The organism is Streptomyces sp. NRRL S-244, from assembly GCF_000717915.1.
Classification (GTDB): domain Bacteria; phylum Actinomycetota; class Actinomycetes; order Streptomycetales; family Streptomycetaceae; genus Streptomyces.
Genome location: NZ_JOCX01000008.1, coordinates 14798 through 30839 on the forward strand (window position 1 = coordinate 14798; position 16042 = coordinate 30839).

At 71.3% G+C, this 16042-nt stretch carries 13 protein-coding genes and 1 tRNA gene; 3 read left to right on the forward strand and 11 right to left on the reverse strand.

Going from position 1 to position 16042, the window contains the following annotated elements; genetic code table 11:
* Positions 1-64: 64 nt before the first annotated feature.
* The gene (locus IF02_RS0111125; RefSeq protein WP_051696134.1) at positions 65-739 is read right to left on the reverse strand and encodes an ANTAR domain-containing response regulator; all 675 of its coding nucleotides are present in this window, start codon (positions 737-739) and stop codon (positions 65-67) included.
* Positions 740-815: 76 nt separating this feature from the next.
* Here IF02_RS0111125 and IF02_RS0111130 point away from each other — a divergent pair.
* Together IF02_RS0111130 and IF02_RS0111135 are read left to right on the forward strand one after the other, a co-directional pair.
* Positions 816-888 (forward strand) — tRNA-Leu (locus IF02_RS0111130).
* Between the two features lie 110 nt (positions 889-998).
* Positions 999-1730 (forward strand): hypothetical protein, encoded by a 732-nt coding sequence (locus IF02_RS0111135; RefSeq protein WP_030155830.1) that lies wholly within the window; start codon positions 999-1001, stop codon positions 1728-1730.
* Between the two features lie 65 nt (positions 1731-1795).
* On the opposite strand, the gene pyk is transcribed toward IF02_RS0111135, so the two are convergent.
* The 4 genes from pyk to IF02_RS0111155 form a co-directional block, all read right to left on the reverse strand.
* Positions 1796-3223, reverse strand: a complete 1428-nt coding sequence (gene pyk, locus IF02_RS0111140; protein WP_030155832.1) for a pyruvate kinase — start codon at positions 3221-3223, stop codon at positions 1796-1798.
* 150 nt (positions 3224-3373) lie between these two features.
* A complete protein-coding gene (locus tag IF02_RS0111145) occupies positions 3374-3889 on the reverse strand; it encodes a GNAT family N-acetyltransferase (protein WP_051696135.1) in 516 nt (171 codons plus the stop codon).
* Positions 3886-4587 (reverse strand): SIMPL domain-containing protein, encoded by a 702-nt coding sequence (locus IF02_RS0111150; protein WP_030155836.1) that lies wholly within the window; start codon positions 4585-4587, stop codon positions 3886-3888. Before IF02_RS0111150 ends, IF02_RS0111145 begins: the two co-directional genes overlap by 4 nt.
* A gap of 129 nt (positions 4588-4716) precedes the next feature.
* Positions 4717-5982 carry a ricin-type beta-trefoil lectin domain protein gene (locus tag IF02_RS0111155; RefSeq protein WP_037836069.1) on the reverse strand — a complete coding sequence of 422 codons (1266 nt, stop codon included), beginning with the start codon at positions 5980-5982 and terminating at the stop codon, positions 4717-4719.
* A gap of 174 nt (positions 5983-6156) precedes the next feature.
* Here IF02_RS0111155 and IF02_RS0111160 point away from each other — a divergent pair, with 174 nt between their 5' ends.
* Positions 6157-7965: a bifunctional metallophosphatase/5'-nucleotidase gene (locus IF02_RS0111160; protein WP_030155840.1), complete on the forward strand. Its 1809-nt coding sequence runs from the start codon at positions 6157-6159 to the stop codon at positions 7963-7965.
* A 24-nt stretch (positions 7966-7989) separates the two neighbouring features.
* On the opposite strand, the gene IF02_RS0111165 is transcribed toward IF02_RS0111160, so the two are convergent.
* The 6 genes from IF02_RS0111165 to IF02_RS0111190 all read right to left on the reverse strand — a co-directional run bounded on the left by IF02_RS0111165 (position 7990) and on the right by IF02_RS0111190 (position 15887).
* Positions 7990-9399, reverse strand: a complete 1410-nt coding sequence (locus IF02_RS0111165; protein ID WP_030155841.1) for a lysine N(6)-hydroxylase/L-ornithine N(5)-oxygenase family protein — start codon at positions 9397-9399, stop codon at positions 7990-7992.
* Entirely contained in the window at positions 9396-10808 is a 1413-nt protein-coding gene (locus tag IF02_RS0111170; RefSeq protein WP_051696136.1) for a pyridoxal phosphate-dependent decarboxylase family protein, read from the reverse strand. Before IF02_RS0111170 ends, IF02_RS0111165 begins: the two co-directional genes overlap by 4 nt.
* A 253-nt stretch (positions 10809-11061) precedes the next feature.
* Positions 11062-13563 carry an aminopeptidase N gene (gene pepN, locus IF02_RS0111175; protein ID WP_030155844.1) on the reverse strand — a complete coding sequence of 834 codons (2502 nt, stop codon included), beginning with the start codon at positions 13561-13563 and terminating at the stop codon, positions 11062-11064.
* A 46-nt stretch (positions 13564-13609) separates the two neighbouring features.
* Positions 13610-13963 carry a chorismate mutase gene (locus IF02_RS0111180; RefSeq protein WP_051696137.1) on the reverse strand — a complete coding sequence of 118 codons (354 nt, stop codon included), beginning with the start codon at positions 13961-13963 and terminating at the stop codon, positions 13610-13612.
* A gap of 65 nt (positions 13964-14028) precedes the next feature.
* Positions 14029-15234, reverse strand: coding sequence for a sensor histidine kinase (locus IF02_RS0111185; protein ID WP_030155848.1), 1206 nt, complete (start codon positions 15232-15234; stop codon positions 14029-14031).
* Positions 15231-15887, reverse strand: a complete 657-nt coding sequence (locus IF02_RS0111190; RefSeq protein ID WP_030155850.1) for a response regulator — start codon at positions 15885-15887, stop codon at positions 15231-15233. Before IF02_RS0111190 ends, IF02_RS0111185 begins: the two co-directional genes overlap by 4 nt.
* Between the last annotated feature and the right edge of the window lie 155 nt (positions 15888-16042).

Genomic DNA, 16042 nt, shown 5'->3' on the forward strand with positions numbered 1-16042 from the left:
CCCCTCACCTCATGCGTGAGGCCCGCCACCTTCCCCCGGTGGCGGGCCTCACGCATGTCCGGTACTACTTCGCGGCGTTCTTCTTCTCCTCGGCGTCCTCGATGACCGCCTCGGCAACCTGCTGCATGGACATACGCCGGTCCATGGAGGTCTTCTGGATCCAGCGGAACGCGGCCGGCTCGGTCAGCCCGTACTGCGTCTGCAGGATGCTCTTCGCGCGGTCCACGAGCTTGCGGGTCTCCAGCCGCAGCGAGAGGTCCGCGACCTCCTTCTCCAGCGCTTTCAGCTCCGCGAACCGCGACACCGCCATCTCGATGGCCGGCACCACGTCGCTCTTGCTGAACGGCTTCACCAGGTACGCCATCGCCCCGGCGTCCCGCGCCCGCTCGACGAGGTCGCGCTGCGAGAACGCCGTCAGCATCAGTACGGGGGCGATGGACTCCTCCGCGATCTTCTCGGCCGCGGAGATCCCGTCCAGGACGGGCATCTTCACATCGAGGATGACCAGGTCGGGCCGGTGCTCGCGCGCCAGCTCGACGGCCGTCTGCCCGTCCCCGGCCTCGCCGACGACGGAGTAGCCCTCCTCCTCCAGCATCTCTTTCAGATCGAGACGGATGAGCGCCTCGTCCTCGGCGATGACGACACGCGTCGTCAGCGGCGGAACGTGCGACTGGTCGGCGTCGGGCGTGGGCGTCGACTCGTGCTCGGCGGTCACGGATGGCTCCTCGTTGCGGGGCATAACAGCTCCCACGAGCCTACCTAGCTCCTGTATGTTTGTGACACGGAGGGTCTTAGGTATCCTTCGTTTCGAAGGGGCCCCGGTAGCCCAGCGGTAGAGGCGATGGATTCAAAACCCATTCAGCGTCGGTTCGAATCCGACCCGGGGTACTTCTCTTTCAATTCGAAGGTCACGCGATGCTCGCGTGACCTTCACTCGTTTCAGCGAAGTCCGCCGAATTGCACCACGTGAGCGAATTGCGCCCGGCAGCGTCGACCGCATGTACGACATCGCCACCCGCAGGAACACGCTGGAGTTGCTCGCCAGCGGGCGCAGTATGAACTCGGTCAGCAAGGAAACGGGGATATCCCGGTCCGCCATCCGTGCGTGGCAGGTGCGCATCGAACCGCTGCCCCGCATCAACGCGGCACCTTGTTCCGGCCCGAGCCACGCGCCGTCCTACGCCTATCTCCTTGGCCTCTATCTCGGCGATGGCTGCATCAGCCCGCACCCTCGCGGCGGGCACCACCTGAGGATCGCCTGCGCCGACGCGTGGCCAGGGCTGATCGAGCTGTGCCGCGCGGCCATCACTGCCGTGCGACCCGACCACAAGGTCTATGTGCTGCAACGCCAGGGTTGTGTCGCTGTCACCAGTTACGGACGGCACTGGACCTGCCTGTTTCCGCAGCACGGGCCCGGCAAGAAGCACGAGCGACGGATCGCCCTCGAGAGGTGGCAGCAGAAGATCGTCAATGCCCACCCGTGGGACTTCGTCCGGGGGCTCATCCACTCCGACGGGTGTCGGATCACGAACTGGACCGTCCGGAACGGCAAGCGGTACGAGTACCCGCGGTACTTCTTCACCAACAAGTCGGCCGACATCACAGGACTCCTGACCGGCACGCTGGACCGGCTCGGCGTCGAGTGGAAGCAGGCGAACGCCTGCAACGTCTCCGTCGCCCGGAAGGGCTCCGTCGCGCTCATGGACGCGCACATCGGGCCCAAGTACTAGCCGGCGGGCGGCCGTGGCCGCGTCGGGCGGGACGGGGCCCGACGCGGGGGTGGTGCCGGGCGGCGTCAGCGGACCGGGTCGCCGATGTGGTGGACGCGGACCAGGTTGGTGGAGCCGGTGACTCCGGGGGGCGAGCCGGCGGTGATGACGACGACGTCGCCGCGTACGCAGCGGCCGATGCGCAGGAGTTCTTCCTCGACCTGGGCGACCATGGCGTCGGTCGACTCGACGTGGGGGCCCAGGAACGTTTCGACGCCCCAGGTCAGGTTCAGCTGGGAGCGGGTGGCGGGGTCGGGGGTGAAGGCGAGGAGCGGGATGGGCGAGCGGTAGCGGGAGAGGCGGCGGACCGTGTCGCCGCTCTGGGTGAAGGCGACGAGGAACTTGGCGCCGAGGAAATCGCCCATTTCGGCGGCCGCGCGGGCGACGGCTCCGCCCTGGGTGCGGGGCTTGCTGCGCTCGGTGAGCGGGGGCAGGCCCTTGGCGAGGATGTCCTCTTCGGCGGCTTCGACGATGCGGGACATCGTCTTGACCGTCTCGACGGGGTACTTGCCCACGCTGGTTTCGCCGCTGAGCATGACCGCGTCCGTGCCGTCGATGATGGCGTTGGCGACGTCGGAGGCTTCGGCGCGGGTGGGCCGGGAGTTGTCGATCATCGAGTCGAGCATCTGGGTCGCGACGATGACGGGCTTGGCATTGCGCTTGGCCAGCTTGACGGCGCGCTTCTGGACGATCGGGACCTGTTCGAGGGGCATTTCGACGCCGAGGTCGCCGCGGGCGACCATGATGCCGTCGAAGGCGGCGACGATGTCGTCGATGTTCTCGACGGCCTGCGGCTTTTCGATCTTCGCGATGACGGGGAGGCGGCGGCCTTCCTCGTCCATGACGCGGTGGACGTCTTCGATGTCGCGGCCGCTGCGGACGAAGGAGAGGGCGATGACGTCGGCGCCGGTGCGCAGGGCCCAGCGGAGGTCGTCGATGTCCTTGTCGGAGAGGGCGGGGACGGAGACGGCGACGCCGGGGAGGTTGAGTCCCTTGTGGTCGGAGACCATGCCGCCCTCGATGACGAGGGTCCGGACGCGGGGGCCGTCGACGCCGGTGACTTCGAGGGTGACGCGGCCGTCGTCGACGAGGATGCGTTCGCCGGTGGTGACGTCGGCGGCGAGGCCCTTGTAGGTGGTGCCGCAGGTGTGGCGGTCGCCTTCGAGGTCCTCGACGGTGATGGTGAATTCGTCGCCGCGTTCAAGGAGTACGGGGCCTTCGGCGAATCGGCCGAGGCGGATCTTCGGGCCTTGAAGGTCTGCGAGGATGCCGACGCTGCGGCCGGTTTCGTCGGAGGCTTTGCGTACGCGCTGGTAGCGCTCCTCGTGTTCGGCGTAGGTGCCGTGGCTGAGGTTGAAGCGGGCGATGTCCATTCCGGCTTCGACCAGGGCTTTGATCTGGTCGTATGAGTCGGTGGCGGGGCCCAGGGTACATACGATTTTTGCTCGGCGCATGGGGCGAGCGTATGCCCCTACCAGGCAGTAGGAAATTGGTTCCGGATGTCCACTCAACAACCTTTGGGCGAAAGCTTGTTGACAATTGTTGAATGTGCATGGGGGTGCTCTGATGAGCACCCCCGGGGGCCTGCCGTTACGCGTTTCCGATCAGTCCGCGGGGGCCAGCGGGCGCTCGTGGCGGACGCCCGGCCGGCCGTCGACGGTCACGGTCCCGACCTGGGTGAATCCGTTGCGCCGGAGCACGGTCATGGAGCCCGGGTTGTCCAGGGTGGTGACGGCGGTGAGCCGGGAGAGCCCGTACGCGCTCTGCGCCAGGCGGCAGATTTCGGCGACGGCGGCGGTGGCCAGTCCCCGGCCGGCGGCGTGTTCGCCGATGCGGTAGCCGAGTTCGGCGCCGCCGTCCTCGATGTCGACGAGGTTGACGCGGCCGGCCAGGTCGCCCTGCCGGGTGATGAGGACATGGAACCGGGACAGGCCGGTCTCCTGCTCGGCGAGGAGGGCGCGGTGGCGGTCGGCGAACTCGGTGAAGTAGGCGTCGCCGCGGTCGGGGACGGTGCGGGCGAAGTAGGCCCGGTTCCGCCGTTCGAAGTCGAGGAGGGCGGGGGCGTGGTCGGCGCGCAGGCCTTCCAGGGTCCAGGCGCCCGCCGGGGCGGGGGCGTTCACAGCTGCGGAGGGGTCATGGTGAAGCGGGCGTTCACCTGGGCGTGGACGGTCTGGCGCTGGGGTTCGAGGTCGAGCGGCGGGGCGGTGTCCTCGGAGGCGCTGAAGGCCATGGTGCGCATGCCGCCGCCGGGGGCGGCCTGCGGGTAGGCCGAGGCGTTCTCGGCGCCGAGGTCGGCGAGTTCGACGAGGGCCGCGAGGTCGGCGCCGAGGGCGGCGGCGTACTCGCGGGCGCGCTGGACGGCTTCGAGGACGGCTTGGCGGCGGGCTTCGCCGTGGGCGGGCGAGGTGGGGCGCAGGGCCCACCAGGGGCCGTCGACGCTGGTGAGTTCGAGGTCGGCGAGGCGGGTGGTGAGTTCGCCGAGGGCGGTGAAGTCGCTGAGTTCGGCGGTGACGTGGACGCGGCCGTGGTAGGCGCGGATGCGTTCGGCGCGGCCGTGGCGGGTGAGTTCGGGGTTGATGGAGAAGGCGCCGGTTTCGAGCTTCTCGACGGCGTCGCCGTAGCTCTTGACGAGCTCGAGGACGGTGTTGTTGCGGCGGGTGAGGTCTTCGAGTGCGGTGCGCCGGTCGGTGCCGCGGGCGGTGACGGTGATGCCGATGCGGGCGATTTCGGGGTCGACTTCGAGGCTGGCTTCGCCGCGGACGGCGACGCGGGGGACTTCGGGGGTTCCGTAGGGCTGGGGTGCGGAGTCCTGGGTCATGGTTTCACTGTCGCACTGTCGTCGGGGGTGTGGCATGTGGGTTCTGCCAGCGCGTCGCGGGGTGGGGCGGCGCGGAACGCCGCCGGGCCCACGGCGGTCTGCGTGGGTCCGGCGGCAGCCGCTGGTTCGCTAGTTCGGCGGGAGGTTCCATTTCTGGTTGGGGGTGCCGCCGCAGGTCCAGATCTGGAGGCGGGTTCCGTTGGCGGCGTTGTTGCCGGTCACGTCGAGGCATTTGTCGGCTTGCGGGTTGACGATGTCGCGGGCCGCCGGCAGGGCCCAGCGTTGTGCGGGGCTGCCGTTGCAGTCGTAGAGCTGGACGGGGGTGCCGTCGGCGGTGGCGCCGCCGGTCACGTCGAGGCATTTGCCGAGGGCGCGCAGGGTGCCGTCGGCGGCGAGGGTCCACTGCTGGGCGGGGCTGCCGTTGCAGTCGTAGAGCTGGACGGGGGTGCCGTTGGCGGGGTTGGCGCCGGCGACGTCGACGCATTTGCCCGCGAGGCCGGTGATCGGGCCGGTGCGGCCGGCGGGGGTGTCGGAGGTGGTGACCCGTACGTGGTCGACGACGAGCTGCTGGGGGAAGGCGGTGGAGGCGTCGGGGTCGCCGGGCCAGTAGCCGCCGACGGCGAGGTTGAGGATCAGGAAGAACGGCTTGTTGAAGGCCCAGGTGCGGCCGCCGAGGTCGGCGGGGGTGCGGCGTTGGTAGACGGCGCCGTCGACGGACCAGCTGATGGAGTCGGGGGCCCAGTCGACGGCGAAGGTGTGGAAGGCGTCGGCGAAGGCCTGGCCGCCGGGGAGGGTGTAGGCGGCGCCGATGCCGCCGGAGCCGGAGTATCCGGGTCCGTGGATCGTTCCGTGGATGGTGGAGGGTTCGAATCCGACGTTCTCCATGACGTCGATCTCGCCGGAGTTCGGCCAGCCGACCTGGCCGATGTCGTTGCCGAGCATCCAGAACGCGGGCCACATCCCCTGGCCGCGCGGGACCTTGAGTCTGGTTTCGACGTGTCCGTACGCCTGGGTGAAGCGGCCGGCGGTGTTGAGCCGGGCGGAGGTGTACTCGCACCGCCCGTACCAGCAGGAGTAGTTGCCGGGGTTCTCGCGGCGGGCGGTGATCACGAGGTGGCCCTGGCCGTCGAGGGCGGCGTTCCGGTTGCCCGCCGTGTAGTACTGCCGTTCGTGGTTGTTGACGTTGTCGCCGGTCTCGGTCTGCCATTTGCCGGGGTCGGCGGCGGCTCCGGCCGGCCCGTCGAATTCGTCGGTGAAGGTGGCTGCGGCGGCTGCTGCGGCTGCGGCCGTGGGGGTTTCCGCGGCGCCGGTGGGCGGGGCCGCGAGGCCGCTCCAGCAGAGCAGGGCGAGGGCGCCGAGCGCGGTGCGGTGGCGCCAGGTGGTGCGCATGACCATGACATCACATCACTTCAGGGTGGGGGGATTCACCTCAACTGCCTTAGTTCAATGCTTGATTCAAGGCTCATGACAGTTCCGCGTCAAGACATCCGCACCCGGCAGGGGTGTTGCTCCCCATGGCCCATCGGTCAGAATCTACGCGCGTTGTTCACGCTGATCAGGGGAGATGGCATGGCGTTCGACCGTAGGACGTTTCTGGGTACTTCTGCCGCCACGGGTGCGGCCGTCGCGCTGACGGGGGCCGCCGGTACTCCGGCCGCCGCGGCCGAGGCAACCGCGGCCGAGGCGACCGCCCGGCAGCGGACGTACTCGTTCACGGTGATGGGTACGACCGACCTGCACGGAAACGTTTTCAACTGGGACTACTTCACCGACAAGGAGTTCGACGACAAGGCGCACAACGACGTCGGCCTCGCGAAGATCTCGACGCTCGTGAACCAGGTGCGGGCGCAGAAGGGGCGCCGCAACACCCTGCTGATCGACGCCGGCGACACGATCCAGGGCACGCAGCTGTCGTACTACTACGCGAAGGTGGACCCGATCACCGCCCGGCGCGGGCCGGTCCACCCGATGGCGCAGGCGATGAACGCGATCGGCTACGACGCGGCGGCGCTCGGGAACCACGAGTTCAACTACGGCATTCCGGTGCTCCGCAAGTTCGAGGAGCAGTGCGACTTCCCGCTGCTGGGGGCGAACGCGCTGGACGCGAAGACGCTGCGCCCGGCGTTCCCGCCGTACAGCATGCACCGGCTGCGGACCCCGCACGGGCGGGACGTGAAGGTGGCGGTGCTGGGGCTGACGAACCCGGGCATCGCGATATGGGACAAGGCCAACGTGCAGGGGAAGATGACCTTCCCGGGCCTGGAGGAGCAGGCGGCGAAGTACGTGCCCAAGCTCCGCTCGATGGGCGCGGACGTGGTGATCGTGTCCGCGCACTCCGGTTCGAGCGGCACGTCCTCGTACGGCGACCAGCTGCCGTACGTCGAGAACGCGGCGGGTCTGGTGGCCGAGCAGGTGCCGGGGATCGACGCGATCCTGGTGGGGCACGCGCACACGGAGATCCCGGAGTACCGGGTGAAGAACAAGGCGACCGGCAAGGACGTGGTCCTGTCGGAGCCGCTGAAGTGGGGGCAGCGCCTGACGCTGTTCGACTTCGAGCTGACCTGGTCGAAGGGCTGCTGGTCGGTGGCGAAGGTGTCGGCGCAGGTGCTGAACTCCAATACGGCCGCCGAGGACCCGAAGATCACCCGGCTGCTGTCGGACGAGCACCGCAAGGTCGTGGCGTACGTGAACCAGGTGATCGGTACGTCGACGCAGGCGATGTCCTCGGCGGACGGGCCGGTCAAGGACGTCGCGATCATCGATCTGATCAGCCACGTGCAGGCGGAGACGGTCAAGGGTGCGCTGGCCGGTACGGAGTGGGCGGCGCTGCCGGTGCTGTCGCAGGCGTCGTGCTTCTCCCGGACCGCGGCGATCCCGGCCGGGCAGGTGACGATCAAGGACGCGGCGGGTCTGTACCCGTTCGAGAACACCCTTGAGGCGCGCCTGCTGACGGGTGCGCAGCTGAAGGACTACCTGGAGTTCTCGGCGCGGTACTACGTGCAGACGGCCGCGGGCGCCCCGGTGGACCCGGCGAAGCTGACGAACGCCGGGAACATCCCGGACTACAACTACGACGCCGTGTACGGGCTGGCGTACGACATCGACGTCGCGCAGCCGGCGGGTTCGCGGATCTCGGGGCTGTCCTTCCAGGGGAGGGCGGTGGATCCGGCGGAGAAGTTCGTGCTGGCGGTGAACAACTACCGGGCGGCGGGTGGCGGGAACTTCCCGCACGTGCCGCAGGCCAAGCAGCTGTGGGCGAATTCGGAGGAGATCCGCAACACGATCATCCAGTGGGTGAAGGCGAAGGGCACCATCGACCCGGCGCAGTTCGCGTCCGTGGACTGGCGGCTGACCCGCGCCGGGGTTCCGGTGTTCTAGCCGGTCCGACCGGTTTCCGTACGCCTACGGGTGTTCGACCAGCGGGAGCAGCTCGACCGTGGGAGCGGGCCGGGTGTGCTCCCGCTGTTCGAGGCCGAAGGTGGTGAAGGCCGTGCGGGCGGGCTGCGGGTAGGGCTCCTTGCCGGTGAGGGTGTTCAGGATGGCGGCGCTGCGCCAGGCGGCGAGTCCGAGGTCGGGGGCTCCGACGCCGTGGCTGTGGCGTTCGCCGTTCTGGACGAAGATGCTGCCGGTGACGCTGGGGTCGAGGATCATCCGGTGGTGTTCGTCGATCCGGGGCCGGCCCGAGGAGTCCTTGCGCAGGTACGGGTCGAGGCCGGCGAGGAGGCCGGTGAGCGGGCGCTCGCGGTAGCCGGTGGCGAGGACGACCGCGTCGGTGGTGAGGCGGGAGCGGGTGCCCTGCTGGGCGTGGTCGAGGTGGAGTTCGACCTTGGTGGTGGCGACGCGGCCGGCGGTACGGACGCTGACTCCCGGGGTCAGGACCACGTCGGGCCAGCCTCCGTGGAGGGTGCGCCGGTAGAGCTCCTCGTGGATGGCGGCGATGGTGCCGGCGTCGATGCCCTTGTGGAGCTGCCACTGGGCGGGGACGAGCTGGTCGCGTACGGGCTCGGGCAGGGCGTGGAAGTAGCGGGTGTAGTCGGGCGTGAAGTGTTCGAGGCCGAGCTTCGAGTACTCCATGGGGGCGAAGGACGGCGTACGGGCGAGCCAGGTGAGGCGTTCGCGGCCGGCGGGGCGGGTGCGGAGCAGGTCGAGGAAGACCTCGGCTCCGGACTGGCCGGATCCGATCACGGTCACGTGCTCGGCGCCGAGGACGCGCTGGCGGTTGTCGAGGTACTCGGCGGAGTGGATGACGGGGACGGTCGGCGCCTCGGCGAGCGGGCGCAGCGGTTCGGGGACGTAGGGGGCGGTGCCGATGCCGAGGGCGAGGTTGCGGGTGTAGGTGCGGCCGAGGGCTTCGGCTTCGCCGCCGGTGTCGAGCTGGGTGTAGTCGACTTCGAAGAGGTCGCGTTCGGGGTTCCAGCGGACGGCGTCGACCTGGTGGCCGAAGTGGAGTCCGGGCAGGCGCCCGGCGACCCAGCGGCAGTAGGCGTCGTACTCGGCGCGCTGGATGTGGAACTGCTCGGCGAAGTAGAAGGGGAAGAGCCGTTCCTTGTGCTTGAGGTAGTTGAGGAAGGTCCAGGGGCTGGAGGGGTCGGCGAGGGTGACGAGGTCGGCGAGGAAGGGGACTTGGAGGGTGGTCCCGTCGATGAGCAGCCCGGGGTGCCAGCGGAAGTCGTGGCGCTGGTCGTAGAAGGCGGTGGCGAGTTCGCCGACTCCTTGGCCGGGGAGGCCGTGGGCGAGGGCGGCGAGGGACAGGTTGGAGGGGCCGACGCCGATTCCGACGAGGTCGTGGGGTGCGTCGAGCTGGGCGGTCATCGGTGGGTGCTGCCTTCCAGGAGGGTGACGAGGGTGTTGAGGTCCCGTTCGGTGGTGTGGGGGTTGAGCAGGGTGGCTTTGAGCCAGAGGCGGCCGTCGGCGGTGGCGCGGCCGAGTACGGCGCGGCCGTCGAGGAGGAGGGTGCGGCGCAAGGCGGCGAGGTCGGTGTCGTCGGTGTGGGTGGGGCGGAAGAGGACGGTGCTGATGGTGGGGGGTGCGTGGAGTTCGAAGCGGGGGTGCGCGTCGAGGAGCCGGGCGAGCTGGTGGGCGAGTTCGCAGGTGCGGTCGATGAGGTGGGCGAGGCCGTCGCGGCCGAGCGAGCGCAGGGTGGCGGCGATCTTGAGGGCGTCGGGGCGTCGGGTGGTGCGCAGGGAGCGGCCGAGGAGGTCGGGGAGGCCGGCTTCGGTGTCGTCGGTGGCGTTGAGGTAGTCGGCCTGGTGGGCGAGGGGGGCCAGCAGGGCGGTGTCGGGGACGGCGAGGAGTCCTGCGGCGACGGGCTGCCAGCCGAGTTTGTGCAGGTCGATGGTGAGGGAGTGGGCGCGGGCCAGGCCCGCGACGCGGGGGCGGTGGCGCGGGCTGAGGGCGAGGAGGCCGCCGTACGCGGCGTCGATGTGGAGGTCGGCGCCGTACTGCTCGCACAGGTCGGCGATGGCTTCGAGGGGGTCGATGAGGCCGGCGTCGGTGGTGCCGGCGGTGGCGGTGACGAGGACGGGCCCGGGGGTGGCGGCGAGGGCTTCGGCGAGGCGGGCGGGGTCGAGGGTGCCGGTGGGGGTGGGCAGCGCGGTGGCGGGGGGCAGGCCGAGGAGCCAGGCGGCGCGGGGGACGGAGTGGTGGGCGCTCGCGCCGTGCAGGACGGCCAGGCCCGGTCCGTGGCGTTCGCGGGCGAGGAGCAGGGCGAGCTGGTTGGCTTCGGTGCCGCCGGTGGTGACGAGGGCGTCGGGGTGCGGGGTGTCGTAGAACTCGGCGGCGAGGGTGCGGGTGAGGAGGGCCTCGATCGCGGAGGCGGCGGGGGCCTGGTCCCAGGAGTCGAGGGAGGGGTTGAGGGCGCTGGCGGCGAGGTCGGCGGCGGCCGCGACGGCGAGGGGCGGGCCGTGGAGGTGGGCGGCGCACAGGGGGTCGGCGGGGTCGGCGGCGCCTGCGGCGAGGGTGTGCACGAGGGTCCGCAGCGCCTCGTGGTCGCCGTGGCCCTTTTCGGGGAGTACGTCGCCCAGCGCGGCGGCGACGCGGGCCGCGAGGGCGTCGGGGCCGCCGGCCGGAATCGGCCCGCCGCGCTCCGCGGCTCCGGTGTGCAGGGCTTCGAGGACGGTGTCGAGGAGGGGCCGCAGGGCTTCGGCGCCGAGGCGGCCGCCGGCGAGCGGGTGCGAGGGGGGTGCGGGCGGCGGGTGCGGGGTGCCGGGCGGCGCGGTCATGCGGTGTCCTCACGGGAACGGGTCTGCGGCAGGGGGCCGGCCGTGTCGTGAGGCCGCTTTGGCGGGGCGCTGCTGCGGTGACAGCCTGGGGGCCCGACGTGTACAACGATCAGACCCGAATGGGGTAACCGCCAGGGTTTGTCCGTTTGTTGTTCTCCGTGTGGCGGCCGGTGGTCCGCCGGTACGCGGCCGGCCGCCGCTCCCGCCGGTGAGGGCGGGGGCGGCGGCCGGGGAACGCGGCGCGGGAGCGGCGTCAGGAGGCGCGGACGCGGAGGGCTCGGGCCAGGTCGTCGAGCTGGTCGACGAGCTTGCGGTGCAGGGCGGGGACGATGGCGGGGTCGTCGATGCCGGCGTGGCCGGCCCGGAGGTTGTCCTCGTCGACGGCGTGGCCGGGGAAGGCGTAGCGGCCCGCGGCTTCGGCGATCGCGGGGCCGCGGCGGGCGCCGAGGGCGATGGCGTCGGCGTAGAAGCGCGGGACGTACTCGCGTACGAGCTCGGCCTGTTCGGGCTGCCAGAAGCCCTGGGCGGTGGCGCTGAAGAGGTAGTTGGAGAGGGAGTCGTCGTGGAAGAGGTGCTCCCAGGCGGCGGCCTTGGCCTCGGCGGTCGGGAGGGCGGCGCGGCAGCGGGCGGCGCCTTCCTCGCCGGTGGCGCTGGGGTCGGCGGCGAGCGCCGCGTCGATCTCGCGCTCGCCGACGGCGCCGAGGACGGACAGCCGGGCGAGGATGCGCCAGCGCAGCTCGGGGTCGAGTTCGGGGCCCCCGGGCACGGTGTCGTCCTCGAGCCAGGCGGCGAGGGTGTCGGGCTGGGTGGCGGCGTCGATGAGGGCGCGTACGGCGGCGAGCCGCAGCCCGGGGTCGGAGCCGTCCTCGGTGCGCCGCAGCAGGGCGCGGGCGATGGAGGTGAGGGTGGCGAGGGCTTCGGCGCGGTCCTCGGGGGCGAGGTAGCGGTCGGCGATGTGGTGGCGGGCGAAGGCGAGGACGCCCTGGACGATGGCCAGGTCGGCCTCGGCGGGCAGGTGGGCGCCGGCGGTGGCCAGGTAGGCGGCGGGTGCGAGTTCGCCGTCGCGGACCATGTCGCGCAGGGAGTTCCAGACGACGGCCCGGGTGAGGGGGCCGGGGATGGCGGACAGCTCGCGCAGGGCGGTTTCGACGGAGGTCTCGTCGAGGCGGACCTTGGCGTAGCCGAAGTCGCCGTCGTTGAGGACGAGGAGGGCCGGGCGGGCGCCGCTGACGGAGACGATCTCGTCGGAGGGGACGTCGATGGTGAGGAGCTCGCGGGGCTCCAGGGTGTTGTCGGGGTCGCGGTCGTAGAGGCCGACGCCGATGTGGTGGGGGCGGGTGCCCTGCTGGTCGACGGTGAGGGTCCAGCCGCCGTGGCTCTCCTCGATGCGCGGGGTGAGGGTGTCGATGCCGGTGGTGCGCAGCCAGATGTCGGCCCAGGCGTGGACGTCGCGGTCGGTGTGCGCGGCGAGGGATTCGACGAAGTCGGCGAGTGAGGCGTTGGCGAACTTGTGGCGGGTGAAGTGGGTGTTGATGCCGGCGAGGAAGTCCTTCTCGCCGAGCCAGGCGACGAGTTGGCGCAGCGCGGAGGCGCCCTTGGCGTAGGAGATGCCGTCGAAGTTGAGGAGGGCGCTGGCGGTGTCGGGTACGGCGTCGGGGTCGGGGGCGACGGGGTGCGTGGTGGGCCGCTGGTCGGCGTCGTAGCCCCAGGACTTGCGGTTGACGCCGAATTCGGTCCAGGTGCCGGTGAAGCGGGTGGCTTCGGTGAGGGTCTGGTAGCCCATGTACTCGGCGAAGGACTCGTTCAGCCAGATGTCGTCCCACCAGCGCAGGGTGACGAGGTCGCCGAACCACATGTGGGCCATCTCGTGGGCGATGACCATGGCGCGGGTCTGGCGTTCGGTGTCGGTGACGGCGGAGCGGAAGACGAATTCGTCGCGGAAGGTGACGAGGCCCGGGTTCTCCATGGCGCCGGCGTTGAACTCGGGGACGAAGGCCTGGTCGTAGGAGTCGAAGGGGTAGGGCTCGGAGAACTTCTCGTGGTAGCGGTCGTAGCAGTCGGTGGTGATGGAGAGGATTTCCTCGGCGTCGGCGTCGAGGTGGGGGGCGAGGGACCGGCGGCAGTGGATGCCGAAGGGGAGTCCGGCGTGCTCGGTGCGGATGCTGTGCCAGGGGCCGGCGGCGACGGCGGCGAGGTAGGTGGAGATGAGGGGGGTGGGGGCGGACTTCCAGATGCCGGCGCCGTCCGTGTCGCGGTGGCCGACGCGTTCGGTGATGCCGTTGGCGAGGACGGTCCAGTGGGCGGGGGCGGTGACGGTGAATTCGAAGACGGCCTTGAGGTCGGGCTGGTCGAAGGCCGGGAAGACGCGCTGGATGTCGTCCATGAACATCTGGCTGTATACGTACGCCTCGCCGTCCGCGGGGTCGGTGAAGCGGTGCAGGCCCTCGCCGGTGCGGGAGTAGCGCATGCGGGCGGCGATGCGCAGTTCGTGGGGGCCTTCGTCGAGGCCGGTGAGGGGGAGGCGGTTGTCGGCGAGGGCGGCGGGGTCGAGGGGGCTGCCGTCGAGTTCGGCGGAGTGCAGTTCGTCCGGTTTCAGCTCCACGAAGGTGTCCGCGGCGCTGCGGGCGGTGAAGCGGATGACGGTCGTGGACTCGAAGGTGTCTTCGCCGCGGGTGAGGTCGAGGGTGACGGCGTAGTGCCGGACGTCGAGGAGCTGGGCTCGGAGCTGCGCTTCGTTGCGCGTCAGTGCGGACATGGGGCCCATGCTGCCCGAAGGCCGGGCCCCGGTCGTCCGCTCCCCGCTACTCTTCGCCCGCGGCGATCGTCTCGTGGTGGCGGATGACCTCGGCGATGATGAAGTTGAGGAGCTTCTCGGCGAACGCGGGGTCGAGTTTGGCGTTCTCGGCGAGCTGGCGGAGCCGGGCGATCTGGTCGGCCTCGCGGGTCGGGTCGGCCGGGGGCAGCTGGTGCCTGGCCTTGAGGTGGCCGACCTGCTGGGTGCACTTGAAGCGCTCGGCGAGCATGTGGACCACGGCCGCGTCGATGTTGTCGATGCTGTCGCGCAGGCGGGCCAGTTCGGCGGCGACGGACTCGTCGATGGCGCCGGGGGTGGCGGTGGCTGCGGTGGCGGCTTCGTCGGGGGCGCTGTTGTTCATGGTTCCCGAGAATACGTGGCGGACGCGTGTGGTTCCTCGACGAGCCGATCCGTGAGACGGACCCCTCATTGAAGCGGGAGGACGGCTGTGACCAGCCAGCCTCCCTCCGGGGCGGGTCCGGCGGTGAGGGAGCCGCCGAGGGCCTCGGCGCGTTCGGCCATGCCGACGAGGCCGTAGCCGCCGCCCCGGGCGGTTTCGGAGAGGCGGGCCGGGCGGCCTCCGTCGTCGGCGATGCGGACCTCCAGTCCGGCGGGGACGGTGCGCAGGCCGACGCGGACGGCGGTGGCGGTCGCGGCGTGCTTGCCGATGTTGGTGAGGGCTTCGAGGACGATGCGGTGGGCGGTGGCGGCGACGTCGCCGGGGAGCCGGTCCGCCAGCCCTTCCTCGACGTACAGGGCGACGGGCGGGCCGGTGGCGGAGAACCGCTGCGTGAGCGTGCGGATGTCGGCGAGGCCGGCGACGGGCGCGGTGCCGGGCCGGCCTGCTCCCCCGCCCCCTCCCCCGCCCCCTCCCCCGCCTCCGACGCCGGGTGGCTGGTCCTCGCTCTCGCGGAGGATCTTGACGAGGCGGCGCATGGAGCCCAGGGCCTCGTCCCCGGCGGTCTCGATGCGGCCGAAGATCTCGGCGGCCCGTTCGGCGGAGACCTGGGTGAAGTGGGCGGCGCGGGCCTCCACGACGATGCCGGTGACGTGGTGGGCGACGAGGTCGTGGAGCTCGCGGGCGAGCTCCAGGCGTTCCGCGGTGCGTACGGCGCGCAGCTCGCGCACGCGCTGGACGGACTGCAGGCGCAGCAGGAGCGAGTACGCGCCGACGACGACGGCCAGGACGGAGAACAGGAGCGTGAACCGGCCGGGGTTGGTGTCGCGGACGGGGACGGCCATGCAGCCGAGGCCGAGGAGGGGGCCGAGGACGGCTGCGGTGCGGGCGGGGGCGCGGAGCAGCACCTGGGAGAGGAGGACGAGGAGGGCGATGGCCTCGCCGCCGCCCCAGACGACGAGGGGGTGGTTGCCGAAGATGAGCAGGAGGGTGACGGTCCAGGTGACGGCGGCGGCGAACCAGGCGCGGGCGAGGAGGGGGATCGCGGGCCAGGGCGCCGCGCTGAGGCAGACGAGGATGCCGGAGATCCACACGGCGGCGTGCGGGAGGCTGGGCTGGCGGGCGAGGACGACGCCCTCGAAGGTGACGAGGGCGAGCAGGACGAGGGAGAGGGTGAGCCGGACCCCGTCGGCGGCGTGGGGGTGGCGCCGGGCCCAGGTGGCGAGCGGGCTCACGTCGGGGGCGCGGCCAGGCCGGATTCCCAGGCCCAGGCGGCGATTTCGACGCGGTTGCGGGCGTCGAGTTTGGTCTGGACGTTGGCCAGGTGGGTTTTGACCGTGGACAGGGAGACGAACAGCTCTCCCGCGATCTCGGCGTTCGTACGGCCGCGGGCGACGCACCGTACGACGTCCTGTTCGCGGTCCGTCAGGGGCTCGGAGGGGCGGCGGGCGGCCTGGGCGCCGGTGGCGCGGGGCGCCATGTCGCGCAGCAGCCGTACCGTGATGGCGGGTGACACGAGGGAGTCGCCGACGGCCGCCGCGCGGACCGCCTCAACCAGCATCGCGGGGCTGGCGTCTTTCAGGAGGAAGCCCGATGCTCCTCCGTGGAGCGCGGCGTGGACGTACTCGTCGAGGTCGAAGGTGGTGACGATCACGATGCGCGGACCGTCCCGGTCGGCGAGTCTCCGGGTGACTTCGAGGCCGTCGAGCTTCGGCATGCGGATGTCGAGGAGGAGGACGTCCGGCCGGTGTGCGGCGACGGCCGCGAGCGCCGCCTCGCCGTCGGCGGCGTCGGCGACGACCTCGATGTCCGGCTGGCTCTCGAGGATCATCCGGAAGCCGGTCCTGACCATCTCCTGGTCGTCGGCGATGACCACTCTGATCGCCATGCGCTGCCTGCCCCACTGTCGACCGCTGCCTGTGCCCTCCCATGGGACCGGCGGGCACGCCGGCCCGCAACCGGGCGGGGCCGGGCCGGCGGGGTGCCGGCCGTGTGCCACTGCGGCCGACCTTACGCACGTACGGCGGCCGGCGCCTCGTCCTT

Bases quoted from the DNA above. Each gene is read 5' to 3' on its own strand.
- IF02_RS0111155 (WP_037836069.1), bottom strand. From the start codon at position 5,982: ATGGTCATGCGCACCACCTGGCGCCACCGCACCGCGCTCGGCGCCCTC.
- IF02_RS0111165 (WP_030155841.1), bottom strand. From the start codon at position 9,399: ATGACCGCCCAGCTCGACGCACCCCACGACCTCGTCGGAATCGGCGTC.
- pepN (WP_030155844.1), bottom strand. From the start codon at position 13,563: ATGTCCGCACTGACGCGCAACGAAGCGCAGCTCCGAGCCCAGCTCCTC.
- IF02_RS0111150 (WP_030155836.1), bottom strand. From the start codon at position 4,587: ATGACCCAGGACTCCGCACCCCAGCCCTACGGAACCCCCGAAGTCCCC.
- IF02_RS0111180 (WP_051696137.1), bottom strand. From the start codon at position 13,963: ATGAACAACAGCGCCCCCGACGAAGCCGCCACCGCAGCCACCGCCACC.
- IF02_RS0111170 (WP_051696136.1), bottom strand. From the start codon at position 10,808: ATGACCGCGCCGCCCGGCACCCCGCACCCGCCGCCCGCACCCCCCTCG.
- IF02_RS0111160 (WP_030155840.1), top strand. From the start codon at position 6,157: ATGGCGTTCGACCGTAGGACGTTTCTGGGTACTTCTGCCGCCACGGGT.
- IF02_RS0111125 (WP_051696134.1), bottom strand. From the start codon at position 739: ATGCCCCGCAACGAGGAGCCATCCGTGACCGCCGAGCACGAGTCGACG.
- pyk (WP_030155832.1), bottom strand. From the start codon at position 3,223: ATGCGCCGAGCAAAAATCGTATGTACCCTGGGCCCCGCCACCGACTCA.
- IF02_RS0111135 (WP_030155830.1), top strand. From the start codon at position 999: ATGTACGACATCGCCACCCGCAGGAACACGCTGGAGTTGCTCGCCAGC.
- IF02_RS0111190 (WP_030155850.1), bottom strand. From the start codon at position 15,887: ATGGCGATCAGAGTGGTCATCGCCGACGACCAGGAGATGGTCAGGACC.